The organism is Micromonospora nigra, from assembly GCF_900091585.1.
Taxonomy (GTDB): Bacteria; Actinomycetota; Actinomycetes; order Mycobacteriales; family Micromonosporaceae; genus Micromonospora; species Micromonospora nigra.
In genome coordinates, this window is sequence record NZ_FMHT01000003.1 from 5,290,114 (window position 1) to 5,313,150 (window position 23,037).

The following is a 23,037-nucleotide window of genomic DNA, read 5'->3' on the forward strand; positions in this document are numbered from 1 at the left end:
CCGCGACCCGTGACCACCCGCGCGGTCCGCGCGGGACGCAAGGAGTACCCATGAGCAAGCCCACGCCCATCTCCGGCTTCCCGGAGTGGACGCCCGCCCAGCGGATGATCGAGCAGTACGTCCTCGACCGGATCCGCCACACTTTCGAGCTGTACGGCTTCGCGCCGCTGGAGACCCGCGCGGTCGAGCCGCTGGACCAGTTGTTGCGCAAGGGGGAGACCTCCAAGGAGGTCTACGTGATCCGCCGGTTGCAGGCCGACGCCGACGCGCCCGGCGGCGACGACCAGCTCGGCCTGCACTTCGACCTGACCGTGCCGTTCGCCCGCTACGTGCTGGAGAACGCCGGCAGGCTCCAGTTCCCGTTCCGCCGCTACCAGATCCAGAAGGTGTGGCGCGGCGAGCGCCCGCAGGAGGGCCGCTACCGCGAGTTCGTGCAGGCCGACATCGACATCGTCGACCGGGACGCCCTGGCCCCGCACCACGAGGCGGAGATGCCGCTGGTGATCGGCGACGCGTTGCGGTCGTTGCCGATCCCGCCGGTGCGCATCCAGGTCAACAACCGCAAGATCTGCGAGGGCTTCTACCGGGGCGTCGGGTTGACCGACACCGAGGCGGCGCTGCGGGCGGTCGACAAACTCGACAAGATCGGCCCGGCGAAGGTGGCGGAGCTGCTCGCGCAGACCGCCGGGGCGAGCGAGGCGCAGGCCAAGGCGTGCCTGGCGCTGGCGGAGATCTCCGCGCCGGACGCGTCGTTCGCCGACGCGGTGCGCGCCCTCGGGGTGAGCGATCCGCTGCTCGACTCCGGGGTCGAGGAGCTGGTCGCGGTGGTGGAGACCGCCGCCGCGCACTCCCCGGGGCTGTGCGTCGCCGACCTGCGCATCGCCCGTGGCCTGGACTACTACACGGGCACCGTCTACGAGACGCAGCTGCTCGGCTACGAGCGGTTCGGCTCGATCTGCTCGGGAGGCCGGTACGACAACCTGGCCAGCTCCGGTGCCGCCCGGTTCCCCGGGGTCGGCATCTCGATCGGGGTGACCCGGCTGCTCGGGCTGCTGTTCGGGGCCGAGGCCCTGTCGGTGTCCCGGTCCGTGCCGACCTGCGTGCTGGTGGCGGTGACCGCCGAGGAGCTGCGTCCGGCCAGCAACCGGGTGGCCGAGGCGCTGCGCTCGCGGGGCATCCCCACCGAGGTGTCGCCGAGCGCGGCGAAGTTCGGCAAGCAGATCCGCTACGCCGAGCGGCGCGGCATCCCGTACGTCTGGTTCCCCGGCGAGGACGGCGACGAGGTGAAGGACATCCGCTCCGGCGAGCAGGTCGGCGCGGCGGCGGGGGAGTGGACGCCACCCCGGGCCGACCTGACGCCGCTGGTCAGCTGAACCATCGTTCGGTCGGGCCTGACCAGCCGTCAACCGGCGGACCGGTTGGTCGGGCCCGGCCGGGTGGCCACCAAGCGTGACCCGATGGTGTCGCAGGGTCGGTCGTCCAGCGATGGTCATCATTGATCTGCGTGCCAGAATGACCATCGTGTCGTTGGTTGGTCACTGTCCGCTCACCGGGGTGGCACTGACGGGGGAGAGCCGAGCCAACCGCCTCATGGTGGTGTTCGTCGCGCTCCATCGGCTCGGATGCCTCGTCCCGGCGATCGCGAGCAGTGCGCACGGCCCCTACCGCAGCCCGCTGGCCAACCTGGTGTTGTTGGGCGCGGCGGTGGCCTGGAACCTGGCGCTGTTCCGCGTCGCCTGCCGGCGTGGCTGGTTCCCGCCTCCGCTGGTCTACCTCGACGTCGCATTCGCCGCCGGACTGGTGGCGCTGGTCTCCGCCAACCTCCCCACCGGCGACGTGTCGGCGAACTGGGGCATCTGGGCGGCGCAGGCCGGTGCGTCGCTGGCCGCCGCGGCGATCGGCCGCGCGGTGGCCGCGGTGGCGGTCGTCGGCGCGCTCGTCGTGGCGGAGACCGTCGTCACCGCCGGCTGGAGCGCCGGGGGCGCCTCGGCGGTGGACCTGGTGTACGCGGCGAACGCCACGGCCTGCTTCGCCCTGGCTGCCGGGTTCGGCATCCGGTACCTGCGCCAGGAGGGCCGCCACCTCGACCGGGTCAACGCCCAGCGGCTGGTGGCGGAGGCGGAACGGGCCGCCGACCATGCCCGGTACGTGACGCGGGTGGCCCACCACCGGGCCCTGCACGACACCGTGCTCACCACCCTGACGCTGATCGCCCGGGGCGGGGTCGACCACCGGGCCGTACCGGTGCGCCAGCGGTGCGCCCGCGACGCGGACTACATCCGGGGCCTGCTGGCAGACCGTGCGGACGCTCGCTTCGGCACCCTCGGCGAGGCCCTGCGAGAGGTGGTCGGCGGGGTGTCGCTGCTGGGCCTGCGGGTCCGCTACCGCAGCGACCTCACTCCGCCCGACGTCCCGCCGTCCGTGGTGGACGCCCTGCGCGACGCTGCCCGGGAGGCGCTCAACAATGTCGTCAAGCACGCCGGCGTCGACGAGGCGTGGGTCACCGTGACCAGCGAGTCCGACGTGCTGCGGGTGACGGTCGTCGACCGGGGGCGCGGCTTCGACCTGGTCGCGGTGCCGCCCGGGTTCGGGTTCCGCAACTCGGTGGTCGACCGGGTTTCCGAGGTGGGGGGCCGGGTCCGGGTCTCCAGTGAACCCGGCGCCGGCACCTGTGTGGAGCTGGCGTGGCCACGGTGATCCGGCTGGCGGCGGTCGACGACGACCGGATGCTGCTGGACGGTTTCGCCAACTGGGCGGCCGGGGTGCCCGACCTGCGTCTCGTCGGCACCGGGGCCACCGTCGACGAGCTGCTGCGGGAACTGGCCCAGCCGGTGGACGTGATCCTGCTGGATCTGGTGCTGCGCGACCGCAGCAGCGCCGCCGACAACGTCCGTCGGCTCACCGCCGAAGGGCACCGGGTGCTGGTGCTCAGCGTGTGGGCGCAGCCCGACCAGGTGATCGCCACCTTCGCCGCCGGTGCCAGTGGGTACGTCACCAAGGACCACGACCTGTCCGCGCTGGCCGTCGCGATCCGTCAGGTGCATGCCGGGCAGCCGGTCTTCTCCACCGAGCTGGCGTTCGCCTGCCTGCGCGACGACCGCCCGGCCCGTCCCCAGCTCTCGGCGCGGGAACGGGAGGTGCTGCTGGCGTACGCCTCCGGCATGACGCTGAAGCAGGCGGCCCGGCACCTGGGGATCCGGCACGAGACGGCCCGCACCTACCTGGACCGGGTCAAGGCGAAGTACCACGACCTCGGTCGGCCCACCCGGACCAAGCTCGACCTGGCCGACCGGGTCCGGGAGGACCGTTTCGGCGTCGGCTGACGGCTCGTCGCGCCGGGCGGGGCCGTCGCCGCTCCCGGCCCCTGTTGTCGGGGCGGGGCCGTCGCCGCTCCCGGCCCGCGCCACCGGGGCGGGGCCGTCGCCGCTCCCGGCTCCCGTCGCCGACCAGCCGGGCTGAACGTGACCGCCGTCACAGCTTGTCCGTCTGGTCCGGGCCCGCACCCCGTTCGATCCCGGTTGTCCCCGCCCTGCTCATGCTCGTGGGTGCCCCCCTTGCGGGGGGCGTCCGGGCGGCCCGGGTGTCCCCCGCACGCGCGGCATGACCAGGCCGGGCCCGCTGGCTAGCGTGGGAGCGCGCCCATCAGGCGCTATCGATCCGCCGTGGACGCCGCCCTCGCGGTCGCGTCAGCGCGGTCCCACCCGGTCGCCCGAGGAGAGGCAAGCCCCCATGCCCCAGTTGATCGGCCTCGACGAGGCGGAGCAGCTCAGCACCGCGCAGGTGCACGAGCTGTACCGCGCCCACGTCAGCCGCAGTCAGGTCTCGCTGATGACCACCTTCGGGTTCGGTCGCGAACTCGTCGAATGCGCCGAGGGGGTGTGGATCCACCTGCGCGACGGGCGGCGGATCCTCGACTTCTCCGGCGGCGTCGGCGTGCTCAACCACGGGCACAACCACCCCCGGATCCTGGCTGCCCGGCAGCGGTACGCGCAACAGGGGCGGATGGAGGTGCACAAGGGGTTCTTCTCGCCGTACCTGGCCGCGCTCAGCCACAACGTCGCCGCGCTGCTGCCCGGGGACCTGTCGGTGTCGTACTTCCCGAACTCGGGGGCCGAGGCCAACGAGGGCGCCATCAAGATGGCGTACAAGTTCCACGGTGGCCGACGCAACACGATCCTGCGCGCCGACATCAGCTTCCACGGCAAGACCCTCGGCGCGGGCAGCCTCACCGGCTCGTCGGAGAACTCGTTCCGCTTCCCCGGCCTGCCGGGCATCGTGGTGTACCCCTACGGCGACCTGGCCGCCGTCTGCGCCGCGGTGGACGCCGCCCGCACCCCCGAGGGCGGCTGCGACGTCTACGCCATCATGGTCGAACCGTTCAGCGCCTCCACCATGCGCCACTGGTCGGCCGAGGACCTGCTCGCGCTGCAACGGTTCTGCCGGGAGCGGGACATCATCATGATCTTCGACGAGATCTACACCGGCTGGGGCAAGACCGGCAGCCTCTTCTACTTCATGCGTCACGAGGGGCTGCTGCCGGACATCCTCACGTACTCGAAGTCCCTCGGCGGCGGCAAGGCCTCCATCTCCGGCTACACCGCCCGCGAGCCGATCTTCCGGCGCGCGTACGACCGGATGGCCGACGTGATCCTGCACAGCACCACCTACTACGGCTTCGGCGAGGAGACCGCCACCGCCGTGGCGGCGATCGACGTCGTGGTCGGCGACGACTACCCGGCCCGCGCCCGCGCCCTGGAGGCGGTGCTGCGGCCCGGCCTGGAACGACTGGCGAAGGCCCACCCGGACGTCGTCGGCCGGGTCGCCGGGGCCGGCGCGCTGTGGGGGGTCTTCCTCGACGGTGGGCCGGGTGTGCTCGACCTCGCCGGCCGGCTGATGCCCGGGTTCCGGCACGACCCGCAGTTCCGCACCAAGCTGATCACCCTGTCGGTGATCGCCCACCTGTTCCGCGAGCACGGCATCATGACCTACTACAGCCCGAACGCCGACAACCCGCTGATGGTGGCCCCCAGCCTGGTGGCCACCGCCGACGACGTCGAGCGCTTCCTGACCGCCCTGGACGCCACCCTGTCCCGGGGGCTGCCGCGCCTGCTGGCCTCCTTCGTCCGGGAGCGGGTGACGTCGCGGTGGTGAGCCACGGTGACTCCCACGACGGGCACCCGGGCGACGGGCACGTGGTGGTGACCGGAGCGTCCGGCATGCTCGGCGCGCACCTGGTCCGCCGGCTGCTCGACGACGGCCACCGGGTGCACGGCGTCGACCTGCTGCCCGCCCGGCACGCCCACCCCGCGCTGAACCACAGCCAGGGCGACATCCGCGACACGGCGCTGCTGGCCCGGGTCTTCGCCGGTGCCGCCGCCGTCGTGCACACCGCCGCCGCCCTGCCCAGCTATCCCGCCGACATGATCCGCTCGATCATCGTCGACGGCACGGCGGCCGTCCTCGGCGCGGCCCACCGCGTCGGGGTGCCCCGGGTGGTGCACGTGTCCTCCACCGCCGTGTACGGCCTGCCGCGCACCGTGCCGACACCGGAGACGCACCCCCGCGAGCCGGTGGACCCCTACACCCGGGCGAAGGCCGAGGCGGAGGTGATCGCCGAGCGGTACCGCGCCGACGGGCTGTGCGTGCCGGTGCTGCGGCCGAAGACCTTCCTCGGCCCGGGACGGATGGGCCTGTTCGCCATGCTCTTCGAGTGGGCCGAGGAGGGCCGGCACTTCCCGGTGCTCGGTCGCGGCGACGTGCGGGTGCAGATGTTCGCCGTCGAGGACCTGGTCGACGCGCTGGTGACGGTGCTGCACGCCCCCGACGGGGTGGCCGGCGACACCTACAACCTGGGAGCGGCCGAGTTCGGCACGCTGCGCGAGGACTTCCAGGCGGTGCTGGACGCCGCCGGGCACGGCCGCCGGGTCGTCGGCCTGCCCGCCGCACCGGCGCTGGCCGCGCTGCGGGGCCTGGAGCGCAGCGGACTGTCCCCGGTGTACGGACGGCTGCTGCACAAGCTGCGCGCCGACTCGTACGTCAGCATCGACAAGGCCCGCGAGCGACTCGGCTTCACCCCCCGGCTGTCCAACCGGGACGCGATCCTCGGCACCTTCCACTGGTGGCGGGCGAACCGGGGCGCCGCCCCGGCCAGCGGTGGCGGCCGGACCAGCCGGGAACCGTGGCGGCAGGGCGCGCTCTCCCTCGCCAAGGTCTTCTTCTAGCCCGGACGGAAGGTGCCGCCATGCCCGTCGTCGACTCCGCCGCCCCACCCGCCGCGGTCGGCTCCCCGGTCACCGCCGACCGCCACGACCCGTCCCACCGTCCCCTGCGCCTGGCCGCCGACCTGGTCCGGCTGGTGCGACCCGCGCACTGGGCCAAGAGCCTGCTCGTGGTGCCGGTCGCCCTGATCGACGTCAGCGTGTGGAGCCCGGCCGTGCTGGGCCGCCTCGCCGGGGCGGTGCTCGCGTTCGTGCTGGCCGCCTCGGCCGTGTACGTCGGCAACGACGTGGCCGACCGGCACCGCGACCGCCACCACCCGGCGAAGCGACACCGACCGGTGGCCGCCGGCCGGGTGCCGGTGCCGGTGGCGTACGCCTGGGGTCTGCTGCTGCTCGCCCTGCTGGCCGTCCTGCTGCGCGCCGGGCTGGCCGGCCCCGCCTGGCCGGTGCTGACCTACCTCGTGCTCAACGTCTGGTACAGCCGGGGACTCAAGCACGTCCCCCTCGTCGAGGTGGGGGTGGTCGCCATCGGGTTCGTGCTGCGCGTCGTGCAGGGCGCCCTCGCCGCCGGTGCGGCCGTGTCCGGGATGCTGCTGGTGACCGTCTTCGCCGCGTGCCTGCTGCTCACCATCGGCAAGCGCCGGCAGGAACTGCTCGACAGCGGGACGGCGCACCGCCCCGCCCTGCGCGGCTACACCGTCGAACTGGCCGGGCACCTGGTGCAGCTCACCAGCGTCCTGGCCGTCACCGCCGGGCTGGTGTGGCTGCGCACCGAGGCGCCCTTCGCCCCGTACGGGGAGGCCGCGATGCTGCTGTCCACCCCGTTCCTGCTCTACCTGATGTCCCGGTACCTGCAACTGGCCCTGGTCCGCCGGGCCGGCGGCGATCCCGTACGGCTGCTCCTGCGCGACCGCGCGGTGCTGGTCACCGGGGTCCTCTGGGGCGCCACCCTCGTCGCCCTGCTGGCCGTCACCCAGTTCCCGGCGGTCGCCGCCGTGCTGTCCTGACCCCGTGATCCACCACAGAGGAGAACCATGACGACGCCCGGTCCGATGGTCTCGGTCATCGTGCCCAACTACAACCACGCCGACTCGCTGCGGCTCACCCTGCCCGCGCTGCTGGCCCAGACGTACGCCCCGGCGGAGGTCATCTTCGTCGACGACCGGAGCACCGACGACTCGGTCGCGGTGGCCCGGTCCGTCGGCGTGCCGGTCCTGTCCACCCCGCGCAACAGCGGGCCGTCCGCCGCCCGCAACCTCGGCGCGGCCCGGGCCCGGGGCGAGATCCTGCTCTTCGTCGACTCCGACGTGGAACTCCCGCCGGACACGGTCGCCCGCGCGGTGCGGCTGCTGCGCGACGACCCGGCCGCCGGCGCGATCTGCGGCAGCCTCGACGCCACCCCCTCGTCCGCGACAGCCTGGTGCAGGAGTGCCGCTGCCTACAGGCGCACTACTGGCGGATCAGCTCGCTCGGCGACGTCAGCTTCCTGTTCACCGCGATCTGCGCCATGCCGGCGAAGGTCTTCGCCGAACTCGGCCCGTTCCACGAGGGACTGCGGCAGACCGAGGAGGTCGAGTACGGCGAACGGCTCAGCGCCCGCTACCCGATCCGGCTCACCGACGCCATCCACGGCCGGCACCGCGACGACGACCGCCTCGGGCCGTTGCTGCGCAAGGTCTTCCACCGCTGCCGGTTGCGGATGCCGTTGTACGCGCGCCGCCGCCGGGCCGCCCGGGGATTCGAGACCGCCGCCCGGATGTGGGGCAGCGTCACCGCGTTCCTCGCCACCCTGGCCCTGCCCCTGCCGCTGCTCGTCGGCCCGCTCGGCGTGCTGCCGACGCTGGTGCTCGGCGCGGGTTTCGTCGCCAGCGACGCCGGGATGTACCGCTTCGTGCTGCGTCGCCGGCCGGGCCTGCTGCCGGCCTTCCTGGGGGTGCAGTGGCTGCTCAACCTCGCCATCGCCGCCGGTGCGGCGGCCGGTGCCGTGCAGTGGCTGACCTCCCGCTCGTTCCGTGGCCTCTACGACGGCGGCCCTCAGCCCCGGCAGGTGCCGGCGTGAGCCCGTCCCCGTCGCCCGCCGGTCCCGACCTGGCCGCCGCGCCGGGTGTGCCAACCCCCGGCGGTGTCCCGGCCGCGCCCGGTGCCACCGCCGCGCCCGGTGCCACCGCTGCGCCCGGTGCCACCGCCGCGCCCGGGTCGACCGGCGGCGCGAGCCGCGACGACACCAACGGCGGTGGCGCGGTCGGTCCGCCGGTCGTCGGCGTCCGCTGGTGCCGGGCGACCCGGCTCCTGGTGGCCGCCTCGGTCGGCTGGCTGCTGTTCACCGTGCTGCACCGGCTGCTCACCGGCCGCTGGTGGGGATGGCTGCTGCCCGACCTGCTGCCGCCGCTGGCGTACGCCGTTGTGCCGGTGCTGCTGGCGCTCGCCGTGCCGGCCGCCCGACTGCTCCGGCGGTCGGTGCCGGCGCGTCCCCGCGTCGTGGTGCTGGTCTGCGCGATAGTGGCGTTCACGCTCGGCCTGCCCGACGCCGGGCTCAACCGGTACGCGCTGACCGGCGGCCGGGTCGACCCACCGTCGGCGGACGCGGTCCGGGTCGTCGTCTGGAACACCGGCTACTGGGACCAGGACGACGACCCGGAGGCGTTCCTGCGCTTCCTCGCCGCCCAGCGGGCCGACGTCTACCTCCTCCAGGAGCACCTGTACTGGGACCGCTCCGCCGGGCTGGCCGGGGCCCGGCCCGCGCCCGCGTCGACCCGGCTGCGCGAGATGTTCCCCGGCTACACCGTCGTCGCCCGGGGGGAACTGCTGACCCTGTCCCGCCACCCGGTGCTCGCCCGGCCGCCGGTCGGCCCGGACGCCGCGCTGCCCGCGAGCGCGGAGGCCGACTTCGGGCAGGTGTTCACCGCCGCCAAGGTGCTGCGCACCGACCTGTCCGTGGGCGGGCGGGTGCTGTCGACGTACAACGTGCACCTGCCGGTGCAGGTCAACCTGGCACCCGAGGGCTTCCTCGACTTCGTCGCCGAGCGGGACGCCGCCCGGCGGGCCCACCTCGACGCCCTGGCCGGTGACATCGCCGCCAACCCGCACCCCGTGCTCGTCGGCGGCGACTTCAACACCACCCCCGCGATGGGTGACCTGCGGCCCCTGCGCGACCGGCTGCGCGACGCCGCCGACGCCTCCCGTGCCGGCCATCCCGCCTCCTGGCCCGCCGGGGCGCGGCCCGCGCTGTGGCGGCTGGACTGGACGCTGACCAGCCCGTCGGTCCGGGTCCACCGGTACGCGCTGCGCGAGCCGGCCGGGCTCTCCGACCACCGCCTCCAGCAGGTCGTGGTCTCCCTGGCGGAGACGTCGTGAGCGCCGCGCCCACCGTCGCGGTGGTGATCCCCGTCTACAACGCGGCGAAGACGCTGCGGCAGTGCCTGGCCTCGGTGTACGCCCAGACCCACCCGCCGGTCGAGGTGGTCGTCGTCGACGACGGCAGCACCGACGGCTCCCCGGCCGTCGCGGCCGAGTTCGGCTGCCGGCTGGTCGTCCAGCCGGTCAACGCCGGGGTGTCGGCGGCGCGCAACGCCGGGGTGGCCGCCAGCACCTCGGAGGTGGTCTTCTTCGTCGACTCCGACGTGGCCCTCGCTCCCGACGCGGTCGCCGCCGCGCTCGCCGAGCTGGCCGCCCACCCCGACTGCGGCTGCGTGTACGGCGTGTACGCCCCGCAGCCGCTGATCGACGACGGCCCGGTCGAGCGCTACCGGGTGCTGCACCTGCACCATGCGCTCAGCCGCGCGGCCGGACCGGTGGACAGCGCGATCTTCGCCCTCGCCGCGGTGCCCCGCCGGGTCCTCGACACCCTGGGCGGCTTCGACGAGAAGCTGCGCAGCGCCGAGGACGACGAGTACAGCGAGCGGCTGCTGACCCGCCACGACATCCGGATCAGCACCGCCGTGCGTGGCTGGCACGACGAGGCCGACCGGCTGCTGCCCCTGCTCGACGAGCAGTTCCGCCGGGCCCAACTGATGCCGTTCTCGCTGCGCAACCGGTACCGCAGCCGAGGGCTGGTGTTCAACCCCACCCTCGGGGTGCTGGCAGCCGGGCTGACCCCGCTCACCGTGCCCGCCGTGCTGCTGCACCCGGTGCTGGCCCTGCTGCCACTGCTGTGCCTCGTCGGCTTCGTCGCCGCCGACCGGCCGCTGTTCCGGCTGCTACGCCGCACCGGCGGCTGGCGGTTCCTCGGCCTCGCCACCGGCGTGCACCTGTTGGTCAACCTGGCAATGATCGCCGGCGCGCTGGTGGGAGCCGTCCGCGTCGTCCTGGACCCGTCCTTCGGCCCGTCGGGCCGCTCCGCCCGACCCGCCGCCCGGCCGGTCGACTCGAAAGGTTGGTGAACCCGTGCGAACCGCACCCCTGGTCTCGGTGATCGTGCCCAACTACAACTACGCCCAGCCGTTGCGTCACTGCCTGGCCGCGCTGGCCGCGCAGACCCACGGGCCGTTGGAGGTGATCGTGGTCGACGACGGCAGCACCGACGACTCGGTCGCGGTGGCCGACTCCTTCGGCGTCCGGGTGCTGCGTACGCCGGTCAACAGCGGCCCGTCGGTGGCCCGCAACATCGGCGCGGAGGCCGCCCGCGGCGAGATCCTGATGTTCGTCGACTCCGACGTGGCGCTCGCCCCCGACGCCGTCGCCAACGCCGTGGCGATCCTCGCGGCCGAGCCCGGCGTCGGCGCGGTCTGCGGCAACTACGACACCGTGCCGATGACCCCCGGCGGCGTCGTCCGGGACTACCGCAACCTCTACCGGCACTGGTGGTTCCGGATCGCCGAGGGCAGCATCACCGGTTTCATGTCCACCGCGATCGTCGCCGTGCCGAGCAGGGTCTGGGACGAGGTGGGTCCGTGGAACCCCCGGCTGACCCAGAGCGAGGGCGCCGACGTGGTCGAGCGGCTCACCGCCCGTTACGAGGTGCGGATGACCTCGACCGTCCTCGGCCGGCACGACGACGACGCCACCCTGCGGATCGCCCTGTCGAAGGTGTTCACCCGCACCCGGGTGCACATTCCGTTCTTCCTCCACCGCAGGCGGGTCGTCGGCGTGGTCACCTCGGCCGAGTCCGGCACCGGCCTGGCGTCCTGGCTGGCCGCCGCCACGGCGCCGCTGCCGCTGGTCGCCGGCCCGGTGTGGGCGGCGCTACCGGCGCTGCTGCTGCTGGCCTGGCTGTTGTCGGACGCCCGGATGTACCGCTTCGTGCTGCGCACCCGGGGCCTGCCCTTCACCGTCGTGTACGCCGCGCTGCACCTGCTGGTCAACCTGACCATCGGGGTCGGGGTGGCGGCCGGGCTCGTCCAGTGGCTGGTGTCCCGACGGTTCCGGCGGCTCTACGAGGAGCAGGCGGTGGCGGCATGAGCGCGGTCACCCAGCGGGCCGCCCCGGCGACGGCCCCACCCGCCACCCCGGCGGCCCCGGGTCCGGTCCGGGCACCCTGGCGCCGCCGGCTCGGTGCGACGTCGGTCGCGCTGGCCGGTGCGTGGCTCGTCTTCCTGGTGCTGCACCGGCTGCTCAGCGGCCGGTGGTGGCGCTGGCTGCTGCCGGAACTGGTCCCGCCGCTGGCCTTCGTCGCCGTGCCGCTGCTGCTGCTCGCCCTGGCCCTGGTCGCCGGACCGGCCCGGCGCCGGGTGGCCCTGCTCGGCGCCGCCGGGCTGCTGCTCGGCGCCGACCTGGGCGGCCTCAACCCGGCGGCCCTGCGCACCCCGCCGCCACCACCACCGGACGCGCTGCGGGTGGTCTCCTGGAACACCACCGTCTGGAACCACGACGACGACCCGGACACGTTCTACGCCTCGCTGACCGCCCGCCGCGCCGACGTGTACCTGCTCCAGGAGTACAAGCCGGCCGACGACCCGGCCGCGCGGGACGCCGACCTGGCCCGGCTGCGCCGGGAGTTCCCCGGTTACCAGATCGTCGCCCGGGGCGAACTGGTGACCCTGAGCCGTCACCCGATCGTCGGGGTGTTCGCGCTGCCGGCCGACCCGCCGCCGGGCGCCGACTGGCAGACCGAGTACCGCGAGGTCAAGACGCTGCGGACGGACCTGTTGGTCGGTTCGCGCACGGTGTCGGTCTACAACGCCCACATCCTGGTGCCGCTGGATCTCAGCAGTCCGCTGCGCGGGCACTTCCACGACCGCCGCCGAGAGTTCTTCCACCGGCGGGAGACGCAGTATCGGGCGCTGGTCGCCGACCTCGACCGGAATCCGCTGCCCACGTTGCTGGCCGGCGACCTGAACACCAGCCCGGCGATGGGCGACCTGGCGGCTCTCACCGCGCGGCTGACCGACGCCGGCCGGGCGTCCGAATCGCTCTACCCGACGTCGTGGAGCATCGCCGGGCAGCGCTGGTGGCGGCTGGACTGGTCGTTCGTGTCCCCGGAGTGGACGGTGCACGGCTACCGGCTGCGCGACCCGGCAGGCATGTCCGACCACCGGGTGCAGGAGCTGACCCTGTCGCTGGGCGGCGCGCGGTGACCCGGGCGCGGCTGTGGACGGTGCTGCGCGTCGTCGGGTACGCCGCCGTGCTGGTCTTCCTCGGCTGGCAGGTGTGGCGGGTCCGGCACGGGCTGGGGGAGAGCCTGCGCTCGGTGGGATGGGGCACCGCCCTCGCGGCGGGGGTCCTCGCCGCCGTCGGCGGGGTGCCCGGGTTCTTCGGCTGGCGGCTGCTGCTGGCCGGCCTCGGCAGCCGGCTGTCGCTGCGGGACTCCGCCTGGGTGTTCTTCCTCGCCGGGCTCACCCGTTACCTGCCCGGTGGGGTCTGGCCGACGGTGGCGCACGCCGCGCTGGCCCGCCCGCTGCGCCAGCCGCCGGCCCGGCTGGCCGCCGCGTTCCTGACCAGCCAGGGCCTCGGCGTGGTGGCGGGGCTGGTGGTGGGTGTGCTCGCGCTGCCCTGGCTGGTCACGGGGAACCCCTGGTGGTTGCTGTTGCTGCCGTTGACCGGGGCCGCGCTGGTTCCGGTGTTCGCTCCCCGGCTGCTGGCCGGTCTGCTGGGCGCGGCCGCCCGGCTGCTGCGACGCGGCGCGCCGACCGACGAGCCGGGCCGCGCGGGCAGCGGGCCGGTGCTGCCCACCCGGCCGGTGCTGCTCGCCGCGACCGGGCTGATGCTGCTCGGCTGGCTGATCAGCGGGCTGCACATCACCGTGCTCGCGCTCGCCTTCGGCGCCGATCCGGTGCGCGCGGTCGGCATCGGGGTGGGCGGGTTCGCCCTGTCGGTGGTGGCCGGCATCGCGGCAGTGGTCATGCCGACCGGGCTGGGCGTGCGCGAGGTGGCCCTCGCGGTCACCCTGGGCTCCCTCGTCGGCGGTCCGGACCTGGTGACCGTGGTCGCGCTGAGCCGGGTGCTGCTGACCGTCGGCGACGTCGGCTCGACCGCGGTCGTCCTGGCGCTGCTCACCGCGATCCGCCGCCCACCCGCCGACGGGCGAACCGCCGGTGAACCGGCCGTCGGACCGCCCGTGGCGGTGTGACCAGGGCGCGCGGTTCGGGCTCATTACTGGCGCGTACGGCCGAAGCGACCTACGGTGGCGTAAGTTACGCCACCGTAGGGAGACGCTCGTGACCACACTCAGCCAGACCGCGCTGCTGCTCGAACTCGAACCCGTGGTCGAGCGGAACCTCGACCGGCACCTGTCGATGGCCAAGGAGTGGTTCCCGCACGAGTACGTGCCGTGGAGCGAGGGGCGGACCTTCGACGGGCCGCTCGGCGGTGCGCCGTGGCAGGAGAACGACTCCACCATTCCCGAGGTGGCCCGCACCGCGCTGATCGTCAACCTGCTCACCGAGGACAACCTGCCGTCGTACCACCACGAGATCGCCACCCTGTTCGGCCGGGACGGGGCGTGGGGCACCTGGGTGCACCGGTGGACCGCCGAGGAGGGGCGGCACGGCACCGCCATCCGCGACTACCTCAGCGTGACCCGCGCGGTCGACCCGGTGGCGTTGGAGCGGGCCCGGATGACGCACATGTCGGCCGGCTACGTCAACGCCCACGGCGACGAGGTGCTGCACTCGCTGGCGTACGTCTCGTTCCAGGAGCTGGCCACCCGGATCTCGCACCGCAACACCGGCCGGGTGACCGGCGACCCGGTCTGCGAGTCGCTGCTGGCCCGGGTGGCCGCCGACGAGAACCTGCACATGGTCTTCTACCGCAACCTGCTCGCGGCGGCCTTCGAGCTGGCGCCGAGCCAGGCGATGCGGGCGGTGGCCGACGTGGTGGCCGACTTCCAGATGCCCGGCGTCGGCATCGAGGGCTTCGCCCGCAAGTCGGTGGCGATCGCCCTGGCCGGCATCTACGACCTGCGACTGCACCGCGACGAGGTGGTGCTGCCGGTGCTGCGCCAGTGGGACGTCTTCGACGTCACCGGCCTGGACGCCGACGGTGAGGCCGCCCGCGACCAGCTCGCCCGCCATCTCGACGACCTGGACCGCTCGGCCACCCGCTTCGAGGAGCGCCGTGCCGCCCGCCAGGCCCGCCTGGCGGTCTCCTGACCCGCCCGCGCCGCAGGGCCCGCCCGCGGCGGTCCGCCCCGCCCGTGGCGGAGTGACCGGAAGCGTCGCAGGGCCCCCGCCCGTGGCGGAGTGACCGGGAGCGTCGCAGTGCCCCTCGCGTGGCGGGGGGCCGCCCGGGCGGGCGGGGGCGCGCGGTGACCCGGAGGGCCGCCCGCGCGCCGGTCACGCGCCATCGTCACCAGCGGAAGCCGGCGGCGTACGAGACGTTCGCCAGAACCTGCTGGCCGCTCGTGTTCGGGTGGAAGTAGTCCCAGCCGGAGAGCTGGTTGAGGCTGAACGGGTAGCCGAAGACGGCGTTGCCGTCGAATCGGCAGTTCGCGCCGTACGCCGCGCAGGCCTGGGCGAGCTGGGTGTTGTAGTCGACGACCCGCTGCCGGACCCGGGTCCGCCGGTCGACGTCGGCCTGGCTGGTGGAGGTCGGGTTGGCCAGCATCGACTGGCAGATGCCGAACAGCGACCAGGCGGTACGGGCGCTGCCGCTGCCCCGACCCACCGACCACAGCCGGTGGATGTCGGGAATGCTGATCACGAACACCTTGGCGTTCGGCAGGCCGGCCCTGAGCCGGTTGAGGGCGGCGTCGATGTTCGACCGGAAGGTGGACACGGGGGTCATGGAGGCCTCGGAGCTGGTGCAGGCGTCGTTGGCGCCGATCAGGACGGTGACGTAGCCGGCGCCCTGGCTGACGGCGGTGCCGGCCTGGGCGTAGACGTCCGCCGACTTCGCGCCGGTCTTCGCGGCGTTGACGTTGCGCCCGCCGATGGCCGGGTTCACCGCCCGGATGCGCAGGTAGTGGCTGTTCACCGTGGAGTTGTCGCCGGTGCTGAACGAGCGTGACGTGCAGTCGACGTACCACCCGCAGGCGTTGAAGCCGCGGGTGATGGAGTCGCCGAGGCTGGCCATCGACGACGGTGGCGGACCGGGGTCGGCCGCGGCGGGGCTGGTGGCGAGCAGGACGAGGGCGGTGACGCCGGCGAGGGTGGCCAGCGCGCGTCGGACGAGGGTCATGGGGGCCTCCGGATCGCGGTGCCGGGAAACGGTGGTGACCAGAGCGTATAGATGACGGTCTGTGTCCACAATGTGGCGTGCCTGTTACGGGTGGCCGTCGGATGAACTCGGGCAAACGGGGGTCTTGTTTACGATCTTAAATATGTGAATACTTTCCCTCGCTCGCCGGTTTCCCCAGGTCGGCCGAGTTGCCCCGGGCGCCGTCGTCGTGACGGGACCCTCCACCCCCATCCGGGAGGCTGTTACATGCGACCCACGAGGTCATCGCTGCGCCGCGCCGCCACCATCGCCGTGGCCGGCACCCTGGTCGCCGGCTCGCTGCTCGGCACGCCGGCCCAGGCGGCCCCCTCGTCGGCGTCCCCCGACGCCGCCGCCACGCTGTCCGAGCGCCTCGGCGCCCGCTCCGCCGGCGCGTACGCCGACGCCACCGGCAAGATGGTGGTCACCGTGACCGACGCCGTGGCCGCCCGCCAGGTCGCCGCGGCCGGGGCCACCCCGAGGATCGTCAAGCGGGGTGCCGCCGAGCTGAACAGCGCCACCGCCGAGCTGGAGCGCTCCGCCAAGATCCCCGGCACCGCCTGGTGGACCGACCCGGCCACGAACCAGGTCGTCGTCTCGGTCGACCCGACCGTCACCGGCGCGAAGCTGGAGCGGGTCAAGGCCGCCGCCGCGCGCGCCAACGGCGCCGTGCGGATCGAGAAGGAGGCCGCCCCGCTGAGCCTGCGCATCTCCGGCGGCCAGGCCATCTACGCCGGCGGCGGCGGGCGCTGCTCGCTCGGCTTCAACGTGCGCAGCGGCAGCACCTACTACTTCATCACCGCCGGGCACTGCACCAACATCTCGTCGAGCTGGTACAGCAACTCCTCCCTGACCTCGTTGCTCGGCAGCCGGACCGGCAGCAGCTTCCCGGGCAACGACTACGGCATCGTGCGGCACAGCAACCCCGCGAACGCCGCCGGCAACGTCTACCTCTACAACGGCCGCTACCAGGACATCACCACCGCCGGCAACGCCTACGTCGGCCAGCGTGTGCAGCGCTCGGGCAGCACCACCGGCCTGCGTGGCGGTTCGGTCACCGCGCTGAACGCCACGGTCAACTACGCCGAGGGTTCCGTCTCCGGCCTGATCCGCACCAACGTCTGCGCCCAGCCGGGTGACAGCGGCGGCCCGCTGTTCGCCGGTTCCACCGCCCTGGGCCTCACCTCGGGCGGCAGCGGCAACTGCTCCACCGGCGGCACCACCTACTTCCAGCCGGTCCTCGAGGTGCTGAACCGCTACGGCGTCAACGTCTTCTGATCCGCACCGCACCGACGGGCCGCCGGATTCCTCCTCCGGCGGCCCGTCCGCGTACCCGGTCGCCGGCGGCCCGTCCGCGTACCGGGCGGCCACGACCTGCGGCGCGTCGCGGTATCACGGCCTCGGGAAGCCGCGACATGCCGTGATCGGGGTGCGTCAGGCGTCTGCCAGCCGCAGCCGTAGCCGCAGCACCACCACCAGGGGGCACAGCGCCTCCGCTCCGGCGGCGACCCGTTCGGACAGTCCCACGCGGGGTCCGCCGACGGTCAACTCGACGACGAACCATCCGACGGCCAGCACCAGGACGCCGGTCAGAGCCAGCCACCGTGGCCGCGCACCACGGGTCGCCAGCGCCGGCCAGAGCGCCAATGCGCCGAAGGCGATCGCGGCGGCCAGGGCGTGCGGCGTCGAACTCCCGGCCCCGGCCGTCGAACTCCCGGCCCCCGCGGGCAGCGGAGTGGCCGCCACCGCCACGGTCGCGACCCCGCCGAGCGCCAGCAGGAGCCGCCCGGCGGGAGCCAGCGGCCGCAGCCCCGCCGCCGTCACGCAGTGGCACAGACCCAGACCGACCAGACCCAGCGTCATGATCCAACGGTCGTCGGCGTCGACGGCGGCGAGTGCGCTGATGGTGTCCGTCACCGGGTCGTACCCGCCGGTCTGGCGGGCCTCGGCGAGCGTCCAGCCGCCGATCAGCAGGAGGGGCGCGGCCACGGCGGAGAGCAGGGCCCACAGGGGTACGCGTCGCACGCACCACACCGTACGCCGTACCCCTGCGCCGCCCGTCGCGCCGCCGACGGTGACCCCGGACGACCCCGACGGCGGGGGCTTGCCGCACCCGTGGAACGCCGACCGGGCAGTCCTGACAGAATGCGGGGGCAGAACGAAGCCAGACGAGGGAGACGCACGTCGTGATCCGTACCCATGACGCCGGCAGCCTGCGCGCGACGGACGCCGGCACCACGGTGACGCTCGCCGGGTGGGTGGCCCGCCGGCGCGACCACGGCGGTGTCATCTTCGTCGACCTGCGCGACGGCTCCGGCGTCGTCCAGGTGGTGTTCCGCGAGGAGGACGCGCACGCGCTGCGCAACGAGTTCTGCGTCAAGGTCACCGGGGAGGTGACCCGCCGCCCGGAGGGCAACGAGAACCCCGACCTGCCGACCGGCGAGATCGAGGTGACCGCCAGCGGGCTGGTGGTGCTCTCCGAGGCCGCCCCGCTGCCGCTGCCCGTCGACGACCAGGTCGAGGCCGGCGACGACATTCGACTGCGCTACCGCTACCTCGACCTGCGCCGCGGCGGCCCGGCGCGGGCCATGCGGCTGCGCTCGCGGGCCAACCAGCTCGCCCGCTCGGTGCTGCACGAGCGAGACTTCCTGGAGATCGAGACTCCGACGCTGACCCGGTCCACTCCGGAGGGCGCCCGCGACTTCCTGGTGCCGGTGCGTCTGCAGCCCGGCAGCTGGTACGCGCTGCCGCAGTCGCCGCAGCTGTTCAAGCAGCTGCTGATGGTCGGCGGCATGGAGCGCTACTACCAGATCGCCCGCTGCTACCGCGACGAGGACTTCCGCGCCGACCGGCAGCCGGAGTTCACCCAGCTCGACATCGAGATGTCCTTCGTCACCGAGGACGACGTGATCGACCTCGGTGAGGCGATCGTGGCGACCCTGTGGAAGGACCTGGCCGGTCACGAGATCCCGCGCCCGATCCCGCGGATCACCTGGCACGACGCGATGGCCCGGTACGGCTCCGACAAGCCCGACCTGCGCTACGGCGTCGAGCTGACCGAGCTGACCGACCACCTGCGCGGCACGACGTTCCGGGTGTTCGCCGGGGCGATCGACGCGGGGGGCTACGTCGGCGCGGTCGTGATGCCGGGCGGTGCGGCGCAGACCCGCAAGGAACTGGACGGCTGGCAGGACTGGGCCAAGGCGCGCGGCGCGAAGGGCCTGGCGTACGTGGTGCTCGACGCCGAGACCGGCGAGCCGCGCGGGCCGGTGGCGAAGAACCTGTCGGCCGAGCACCTTGCCGGCCTGGCCGATGCGGTCGGCGCGAAGCCGGGCGACGCGATCTTCTTCGCGGCCAGTGCGCAGACGCGGGAGGCGCAGGAGCTGCTCGGCGCGGCCCGCATCGAGATCGCCAAGCGCTCCGGCCTGGTCGACGAGAGCGCATGGGCGTTCTGCTGGGTGGTCGACGCCCCGATGTTCGAACGGACGTCGGACGAGATTGGCGGGGCGGGCGGCTGGACGGCCGTGCACCACCCGTTCACCTCCCCGAACGCCGAGTGGGAGGGCCGCTTCGAGGAGGCCCCCGACCGGGCGCTGGCCTACGCGTACGACATCGTCTGCAACGGCAACGAGATCGGCGGCGGCTCCATCCGTATCCACCGGCGTGACGTGCAGCAGCGGGTCTTCGACCTCCTCGGCATCACCCCCGAGGAGGCGCAGGACAAGTTCGGCTTCCTGCTGGAGGCGTTCTCGTACGGCCCGCCGCCGCACGGTGGCATCGCGTTCGGCTGGGACCGGGTGTGCATGCTGCTGGCCGGTGCCGACTCGATCCGTGAGGTCATCGCCTTCCCGAAGACCCGGGGCGGCTTCGACCCGCTGACCGGCGCGCCGACGCCGATCACCGCACAGCAGCGCACCGAGGCCGGCATCGACGCCAAGCCCAAGCCGCCTGCGGCTTCCCACACCGGCACCGCCGGCCCGGCCGCCCCGGTTTCCGACCCGACCTGACCGACCCGGCGGAGACGGCGGTGCGGGCGGTCGACCCGGCCGCCGCGCTGGTGCGCACCTCGCTGATCGTGGGGCAGGGCCGGGCGGAGCCGGGTCTGCTGGTGGCGCACCGGTCGGGCCTGGATCCGGCCGGCCTGCGGACGACCACCGGCGTCGCCGCCGGGGTGCTGCGTCCCACCGAGGTGCGCCTCGACTCCACCCGTGCCGCTGGGCGGGGTGGACACCCTCATCCTGGTGCCGCCGGTTGCTGCGGGCACGCCTGCGCGACGTGCGCGAACTTCTCGCCTGAGCCAGCCTCGCCTCGACCCTCGTCATGCACACTTCCCATGCACACTTCTTGTGCATGGGAAGTGTGCACAGCTATTGTGCATCCATGGACAAGAAGACTCCCGCCGGTGGCCGGCCCGCGCCACGCACCGTCCGTCTCGACGGCCGGCAGGTCCGCGTCCTGGCCCACCCGCTGCGGATGCGCCTGCTCGGCGCCCTGCGGCTGGAGGGCCCGGCCACCGCCACCGCCCTGGCCGGCACGCTGGACACCAACACCGGTGCCACCAGCTACCACCTTCGGCAGCTCGCCGAGGTGGGGCTGGTCGCCGAGGCACCCGAGCTGGGCACCCGCCGGCAGCGCTGGTGGCGGGCCGTGCACGAGATCAGCGACTTCGAGCCCACCGACTTCGACGACGACCCCGACGCGCGGGCCGCCGTCGAGTGGATCCAGGCCGACCAGGTGCGGCACCTGGCCGAGCAGGCGCGACGCTGGACGGCCGTCGCCCACCGGCACGACCGGGCGTGGCGGGACGCCGCAGGCATGGGTGACGCCGTGCTCACCCTCGACGCCGCCCGGCTGCGGGCGCTCAACGACGAACTGTGGCAGGTGCTGATGCGCTACCGCGACGAGACCGAGCCGGGCGTGGCAGGCGCGCAGGCCGTCCACGTCTTCCTGGCCGCCTACCCACGGGTGGAGGAGGGCCGGTGAACCCGCCCGACGCCCGCCAGGTCCGGCGGCGGTTCCTGGCCCTGCACGGTCTGCGCTGGTTGCCCGTCGGCCTGCTGATCCCGGTGACGATCCTGCTGATGCAGGAGCGCGGGCTGTCGCTGACCCAGATCGGCCTGGCCGTCGCCGTCCAGGGGTTGATCGTGCTGGCTCTGGAACTGCCCACCGGCGGTCTCGCCGACGCGCTGGGCCGCCGGCCCGTGCTGCTGGTCGCCGCCACGGTCAACCTCGCCTCGCTGGCACTGCTCGTGGTGGCGGACTCGTTCGCGCTGCTGGTGACCGTGTGGGCGTTGCAGGGCGTGTTCCGGGCCCTCGACAGCGGCCCCCTGGAATCCTGGTACGTCGACGCGACCCTCGCCGCCGACCCCGACGCCGCGTACGAGAAGGGGCTCGGTCAGGGCGGCACCGTGCTCGGCCTGGGCATCGCCGCCGGCGCGCTGCTCAGCGGTGGGCTGGTCGCCCTCGGCCCCGTCGGTCCGGTCAGTGCCCTCACCACGCCGGTGCTCGCCGCCGTGGTGCTGCAGGTGGCGTACCTGGTGGCCCTGTCGCTCCTGTTGGTCGAGGCGCGACCCGCGGCGGGCACGGGTGCGCTGCGGGCCTCGGTCGCCGAGGCGCCCCGGATGGTCGGTCGGGCGTTCGGGCTGCTGCGCCGATCCCGGGTGCTGCTCGCGCTGGTGGCGGTGGAACTGTTCTGGGGTTTCGGCATGGTCACGTTCGAGAACCTGCTGCCCGTGCGCCTCGCCGAGGTCGTCGGTGACGCCGACCGGGCCGCGGCCATCCTCGGTCCCGGCAGCACCGTGGCCTGGCTGGCGTCGGCCGGCGGGGCCGCGCTCACCCCGCTGCTGATGCGGTGGCTGGGTGCGGCGCCGGCGGCGGTGCTGCTGCGCGTCGTGCAGGGTGTCACGGTGGTGGGGATGGGCCTGTTCGCCGGCCCGGTGGGCGTGCTGGTCGCCTACTTCGCCTGTTACGCCGTGCACGGCGCGTCGAACCCGCTGCACATGGGCCTGCTGCACCGTCAGGTCGACGGTCCGTACCGGACCAGCGTCATCTCACTGAACTCGATGGTGGCGATGCCGGCCGCGTCGGCCGGCGGGGTGCTGCTCGGCCTGGTCGCGGACCGGGTCGGGGTGAGCGTCGCGATGCTGGTCGGCGCCGTCGTGCTGGCTGCCGCCGCCCCGCTGTACCTGCCGGCGTGGCGCGCGGGGCGCGGTGCGCCGTCCCCGGCCGCAACCGGGCCGGCGTCCGTCGCTGCCGAGACCGCGGGGTCGGCTCGACCGGCGGGTGGCGTGCCCACGCAGTCGGCCAGCGAAGGGTCCGCTCCGTCGCCGGGTGGCGTGCCCGCGCAGTCGGCCGACGACGTGCCCGCCCCACTCAGTCGGGGAGGCGTACCGAGCTGAGCGCGAGCCGGTGGGTGTAGCCGAGTCGCTGGTAGAGGCGGATCGCCGCGACGTTGACGGTGTAGACCCCGAGGGCCACCAGCCCGTGCGCCGGCGCGACCGCCCGGGTCATCGCGGCGGTCAGGGTCGCCCCGAGCCCTCGGCCGCGCCGGTCGGGGGCCACGGTCAGGCCGGCGAGGAAGCCCACGTCGCCGCGGCTGCGATCCGCCCCGCAGGCTACCAGCCGGTCGCCCTCGCGCACGCCGTACCAGCCGACCACCCGGGGGTCGCCCGGCCGGGACGTGGTGGTGGGGAAGGCCTGCTCGATCAGTGCGCTCAGCGCGGGAAGGTCCGCCTCGCCGAGGCGTACCACCCGTTCCTCGTCGGGCTGCCGGGGCGGCGGCGTGGTCGTCCAGAGGAAGTCCCAATCGGCGTGCGCGGCCACCGACGGTCTCTGGGCGAGCGTGGCCGCGTCGAGGCGCGGCAGGTGCAGCCGCTGGCCGGGGCGCAGCAGTCGGTCGGCGGCCAGGCCCACGACCGCACCCAGCGCCGGACCGGGCGCGCCGAGGGCGCCCGCCGGCGGATCCGGCTCGCCCAGCGGCAGCCACGTCACGGTGGCGTCCCGCCGCCAGCCGCGTACCCGGCCGCCGGGGCGCAGCGCGTGCCGGGAGAACGGATGGTGGCCCGTGGCGGCCAGGATCGTGTCCCGCCCGTCGAGGGCCTCGTCGGCGATGATCATGCGGTCAGCCTAGGACCATCGTGGGCCGCGTGTCGGCCGCGTCCACCCCGGGACGGGCCGCCGACTCCAGAGATTGACGAACGGACCGATTGGGTACATCCCGCGCCGACCTACTGGGAACCCCCCACCGGAG

The 23,037-nt window shown here is 74.0% G+C and carries 20 protein-coding genes and 1 pseudogene; 18 read left to right on the forward strand and 3 right to left on the reverse strand.

Annotation, left to right across the window (positions count from 1 at the left end; genetic code table 11):
* Positions 1–50 precede the first annotated feature (50 nt).
* The 14 genes and pseudogenes from hisS (at position 51) to GA0070616_RS23360 (ending at position 14,743) form a co-directional block, all read left to right on the forward strand.
* Complete coding sequence (hisS, locus tag GA0070616_RS23300; RefSeq protein WP_091087259.1) at positions 51–1,373, forward strand: histidine--tRNA ligase; 1,323 nt, start codon at positions 51–53, stop codon at positions 1,371–1,373.
* A gap of 148 nt (positions 1,374–1,521) precedes the next feature.
* On the forward strand, positions 1,522–2,697 hold the full coding sequence (locus GA0070616_RS23305) for a sensor histidine kinase (RefSeq protein ID WP_139128982.1): 1,176 nt from the start codon (positions 1,522–1,524) through the stop codon (positions 2,695–2,697).
* Positions 2,685–3,323 carry a response regulator gene (locus GA0070616_RS23310; protein ID WP_091087267.1) on the forward strand — a complete coding sequence of 213 codons (639 nt, stop codon included), beginning with the start codon at positions 2,685–2,687 and terminating at the stop codon, positions 3,321–3,323. The genes GA0070616_RS23305 and GA0070616_RS23310 overlap by 13 nt, the downstream gene beginning before the upstream one ends.
* A gap of 505 nt (positions 3,324–3,828) precedes the next feature.
* On the forward strand, positions 3,829–5,151 hold the full coding sequence (locus GA0070616_RS23315) for an aspartate aminotransferase family protein (RefSeq protein ID WP_217628274.1): 1,323 nt from the start codon (positions 3,829–3,831) through the stop codon (positions 5,149–5,151).
* Positions 5,148–6,221 (forward strand): NAD-dependent epimerase/dehydratase family protein, encoded by a 1,074-nt coding sequence (locus GA0070616_RS23320; protein WP_281188366.1) that lies wholly within the window; start codon positions 5,148–5,150, stop codon positions 6,219–6,221. Before GA0070616_RS23315 ends, GA0070616_RS23320 begins: the two co-directional genes overlap by 4 nt.
* A gap of 20 nt (positions 6,222–6,241) precedes the next feature.
* Entirely contained in the window at positions 6,242–7,225 is a 984-nt protein-coding gene (locus GA0070616_RS23325) for a UbiA prenyltransferase family protein (protein WP_091087274.1), read from the forward strand.
* Positions 7,226–7,270: 45 nt separating this feature from the next.
* Positions 7,271–7,615: pseudogene (locus GA0070616_RS29000) on the forward strand (glycosyltransferase family 2 protein); the annotation flags it as partial.
* 23 nt (positions 7,616–7,638) lie between these two features.
* Complete coding sequence (locus tag GA0070616_RS29005; protein WP_245712864.1) at positions 7,639–8,277, forward strand: hypothetical protein; 639 nt, start codon at positions 7,639–7,641, stop codon at positions 8,275–8,277.
* A complete protein-coding gene (locus GA0070616_RS23335) occupies positions 8,274–9,572 on the forward strand; it encodes an endonuclease/exonuclease/phosphatase family protein (protein WP_091087277.1) in 1,299 nt (432 codons plus the stop codon). Before GA0070616_RS29005 ends, GA0070616_RS23335 begins: the two co-directional genes overlap by 4 nt.
* On the forward strand, positions 9,569–10,597 hold the full coding sequence (locus GA0070616_RS23340) for a glycosyltransferase family 2 protein (protein ID WP_217628227.1): 1,029 nt from the start codon (positions 9,569–9,571) through the stop codon (positions 10,595–10,597). The genes GA0070616_RS23335 and GA0070616_RS23340 overlap by 4 nt, the downstream gene beginning before the upstream one ends.
* Before the next feature lie 4 nt (positions 10,598–10,601).
* On the forward strand, positions 10,602–11,615 hold the full coding sequence (locus GA0070616_RS23345; protein ID WP_091087280.1) for a glycosyltransferase family 2 protein: 1,014 nt from the start codon (positions 10,602–10,604) through the stop codon (positions 11,613–11,615).
* Positions 11,612–12,730 (forward strand): endonuclease/exonuclease/phosphatase family protein, encoded by a 1,119-nt coding sequence (locus tag GA0070616_RS23350; RefSeq protein WP_091087283.1) that lies wholly within the window; start codon positions 11,612–11,614, stop codon positions 12,728–12,730. The genes GA0070616_RS23345 and GA0070616_RS23350 overlap by 4 nt, the downstream gene beginning before the upstream one ends.
* A complete protein-coding gene (locus GA0070616_RS23355; protein ID WP_175440187.1) occupies positions 12,727–13,722 on the forward strand; it encodes a lysylphosphatidylglycerol synthase domain-containing protein in 996 nt (331 codons plus the stop codon). Before GA0070616_RS23350 ends, GA0070616_RS23355 begins: the two co-directional genes overlap by 4 nt.
* 88 nt (positions 13,723–13,810) lie before the next feature.
* Complete coding sequence (locus tag GA0070616_RS23360; RefSeq protein ID WP_091087291.1) at positions 13,811–14,743, forward strand: acyl-ACP desaturase; 933 nt, start codon at positions 13,811–13,813, stop codon at positions 14,741–14,743.
* A 196-nt stretch (positions 14,744–14,939) separates the two neighbouring features.
* Here the strand turns inward: GA0070616_RS23360 and GA0070616_RS23365 are convergent, their stop codons facing one another.
* On the reverse strand, positions 14,940–15,770 hold the full coding sequence (locus GA0070616_RS23365) for an SGNH/GDSL hydrolase family protein (RefSeq protein ID WP_091087294.1): 831 nt from the start codon (positions 15,768–15,770) through the stop codon (positions 14,940–14,942).
* Between the two features lie 246 nt (positions 15,771–16,016).
* Between GA0070616_RS23365 and GA0070616_RS23370 the strand changes: the two genes are divergently transcribed.
* Positions 16,017–17,066: a S1 family peptidase gene (locus tag GA0070616_RS23370; RefSeq protein ID WP_091087297.1), complete on the forward strand. Its 1,050-nt coding sequence runs from the start codon at positions 16,017–16,019 to the stop codon at positions 17,064–17,066.
* A gap of 156 nt (positions 17,067–17,222) precedes the next feature.
* Here GA0070616_RS23370 and GA0070616_RS23375 read toward each other — a convergent pair whose 3' ends face one another.
* A complete protein-coding gene (locus GA0070616_RS23375) occupies positions 17,223–17,813 on the reverse strand; it encodes a DUF998 domain-containing protein (RefSeq protein ID WP_175440188.1) in 591 nt (196 codons plus the stop codon).
* Positions 17,814–17,974: 161 nt separating this feature from the next.
* Here GA0070616_RS23375 and aspS point away from each other — a divergent pair, with 161 nt between their 5' ends.
* The 3 genes from aspS (at position 17,975) to GA0070616_RS23395 (ending at position 22,186) form a co-directional block, all read left to right on the forward strand.
* Positions 17,975–19,795: an aspartate--tRNA ligase gene (gene aspS / locus GA0070616_RS23380; protein ID WP_091087304.1), complete on the forward strand. Its 1,821-nt coding sequence runs from the start codon at positions 17,975–17,977 to the stop codon at positions 19,793–19,795.
* A 373-nt stretch (positions 19,796–20,168) separates the two neighbouring features.
* Entirely contained in the window at positions 20,169–20,771 is a 603-nt protein-coding gene (locus tag GA0070616_RS23390; RefSeq protein WP_091087308.1) for a winged helix-turn-helix domain-containing protein, read from the forward strand.
* Entirely contained in the window at positions 20,768–22,186 is a 1,419-nt protein-coding gene (locus GA0070616_RS23395) for an MFS transporter (RefSeq protein WP_091087312.1), read from the forward strand. The genes GA0070616_RS23390 and GA0070616_RS23395 overlap by 4 nt, the downstream gene beginning before the upstream one ends.
* Here the strand turns inward: GA0070616_RS23395 and GA0070616_RS23400 are convergent.
* Positions 22,161–22,904: a GNAT family N-acetyltransferase gene (locus GA0070616_RS23400; RefSeq protein ID WP_091087316.1), complete on the reverse strand. Its 744-nt coding sequence runs from the start codon at positions 22,902–22,904 to the stop codon at positions 22,161–22,163. The genes GA0070616_RS23395 and GA0070616_RS23400 overlap by 26 nt on opposite strands.
* Positions 22,905–23,037 lie beyond the last annotated feature (133 nt).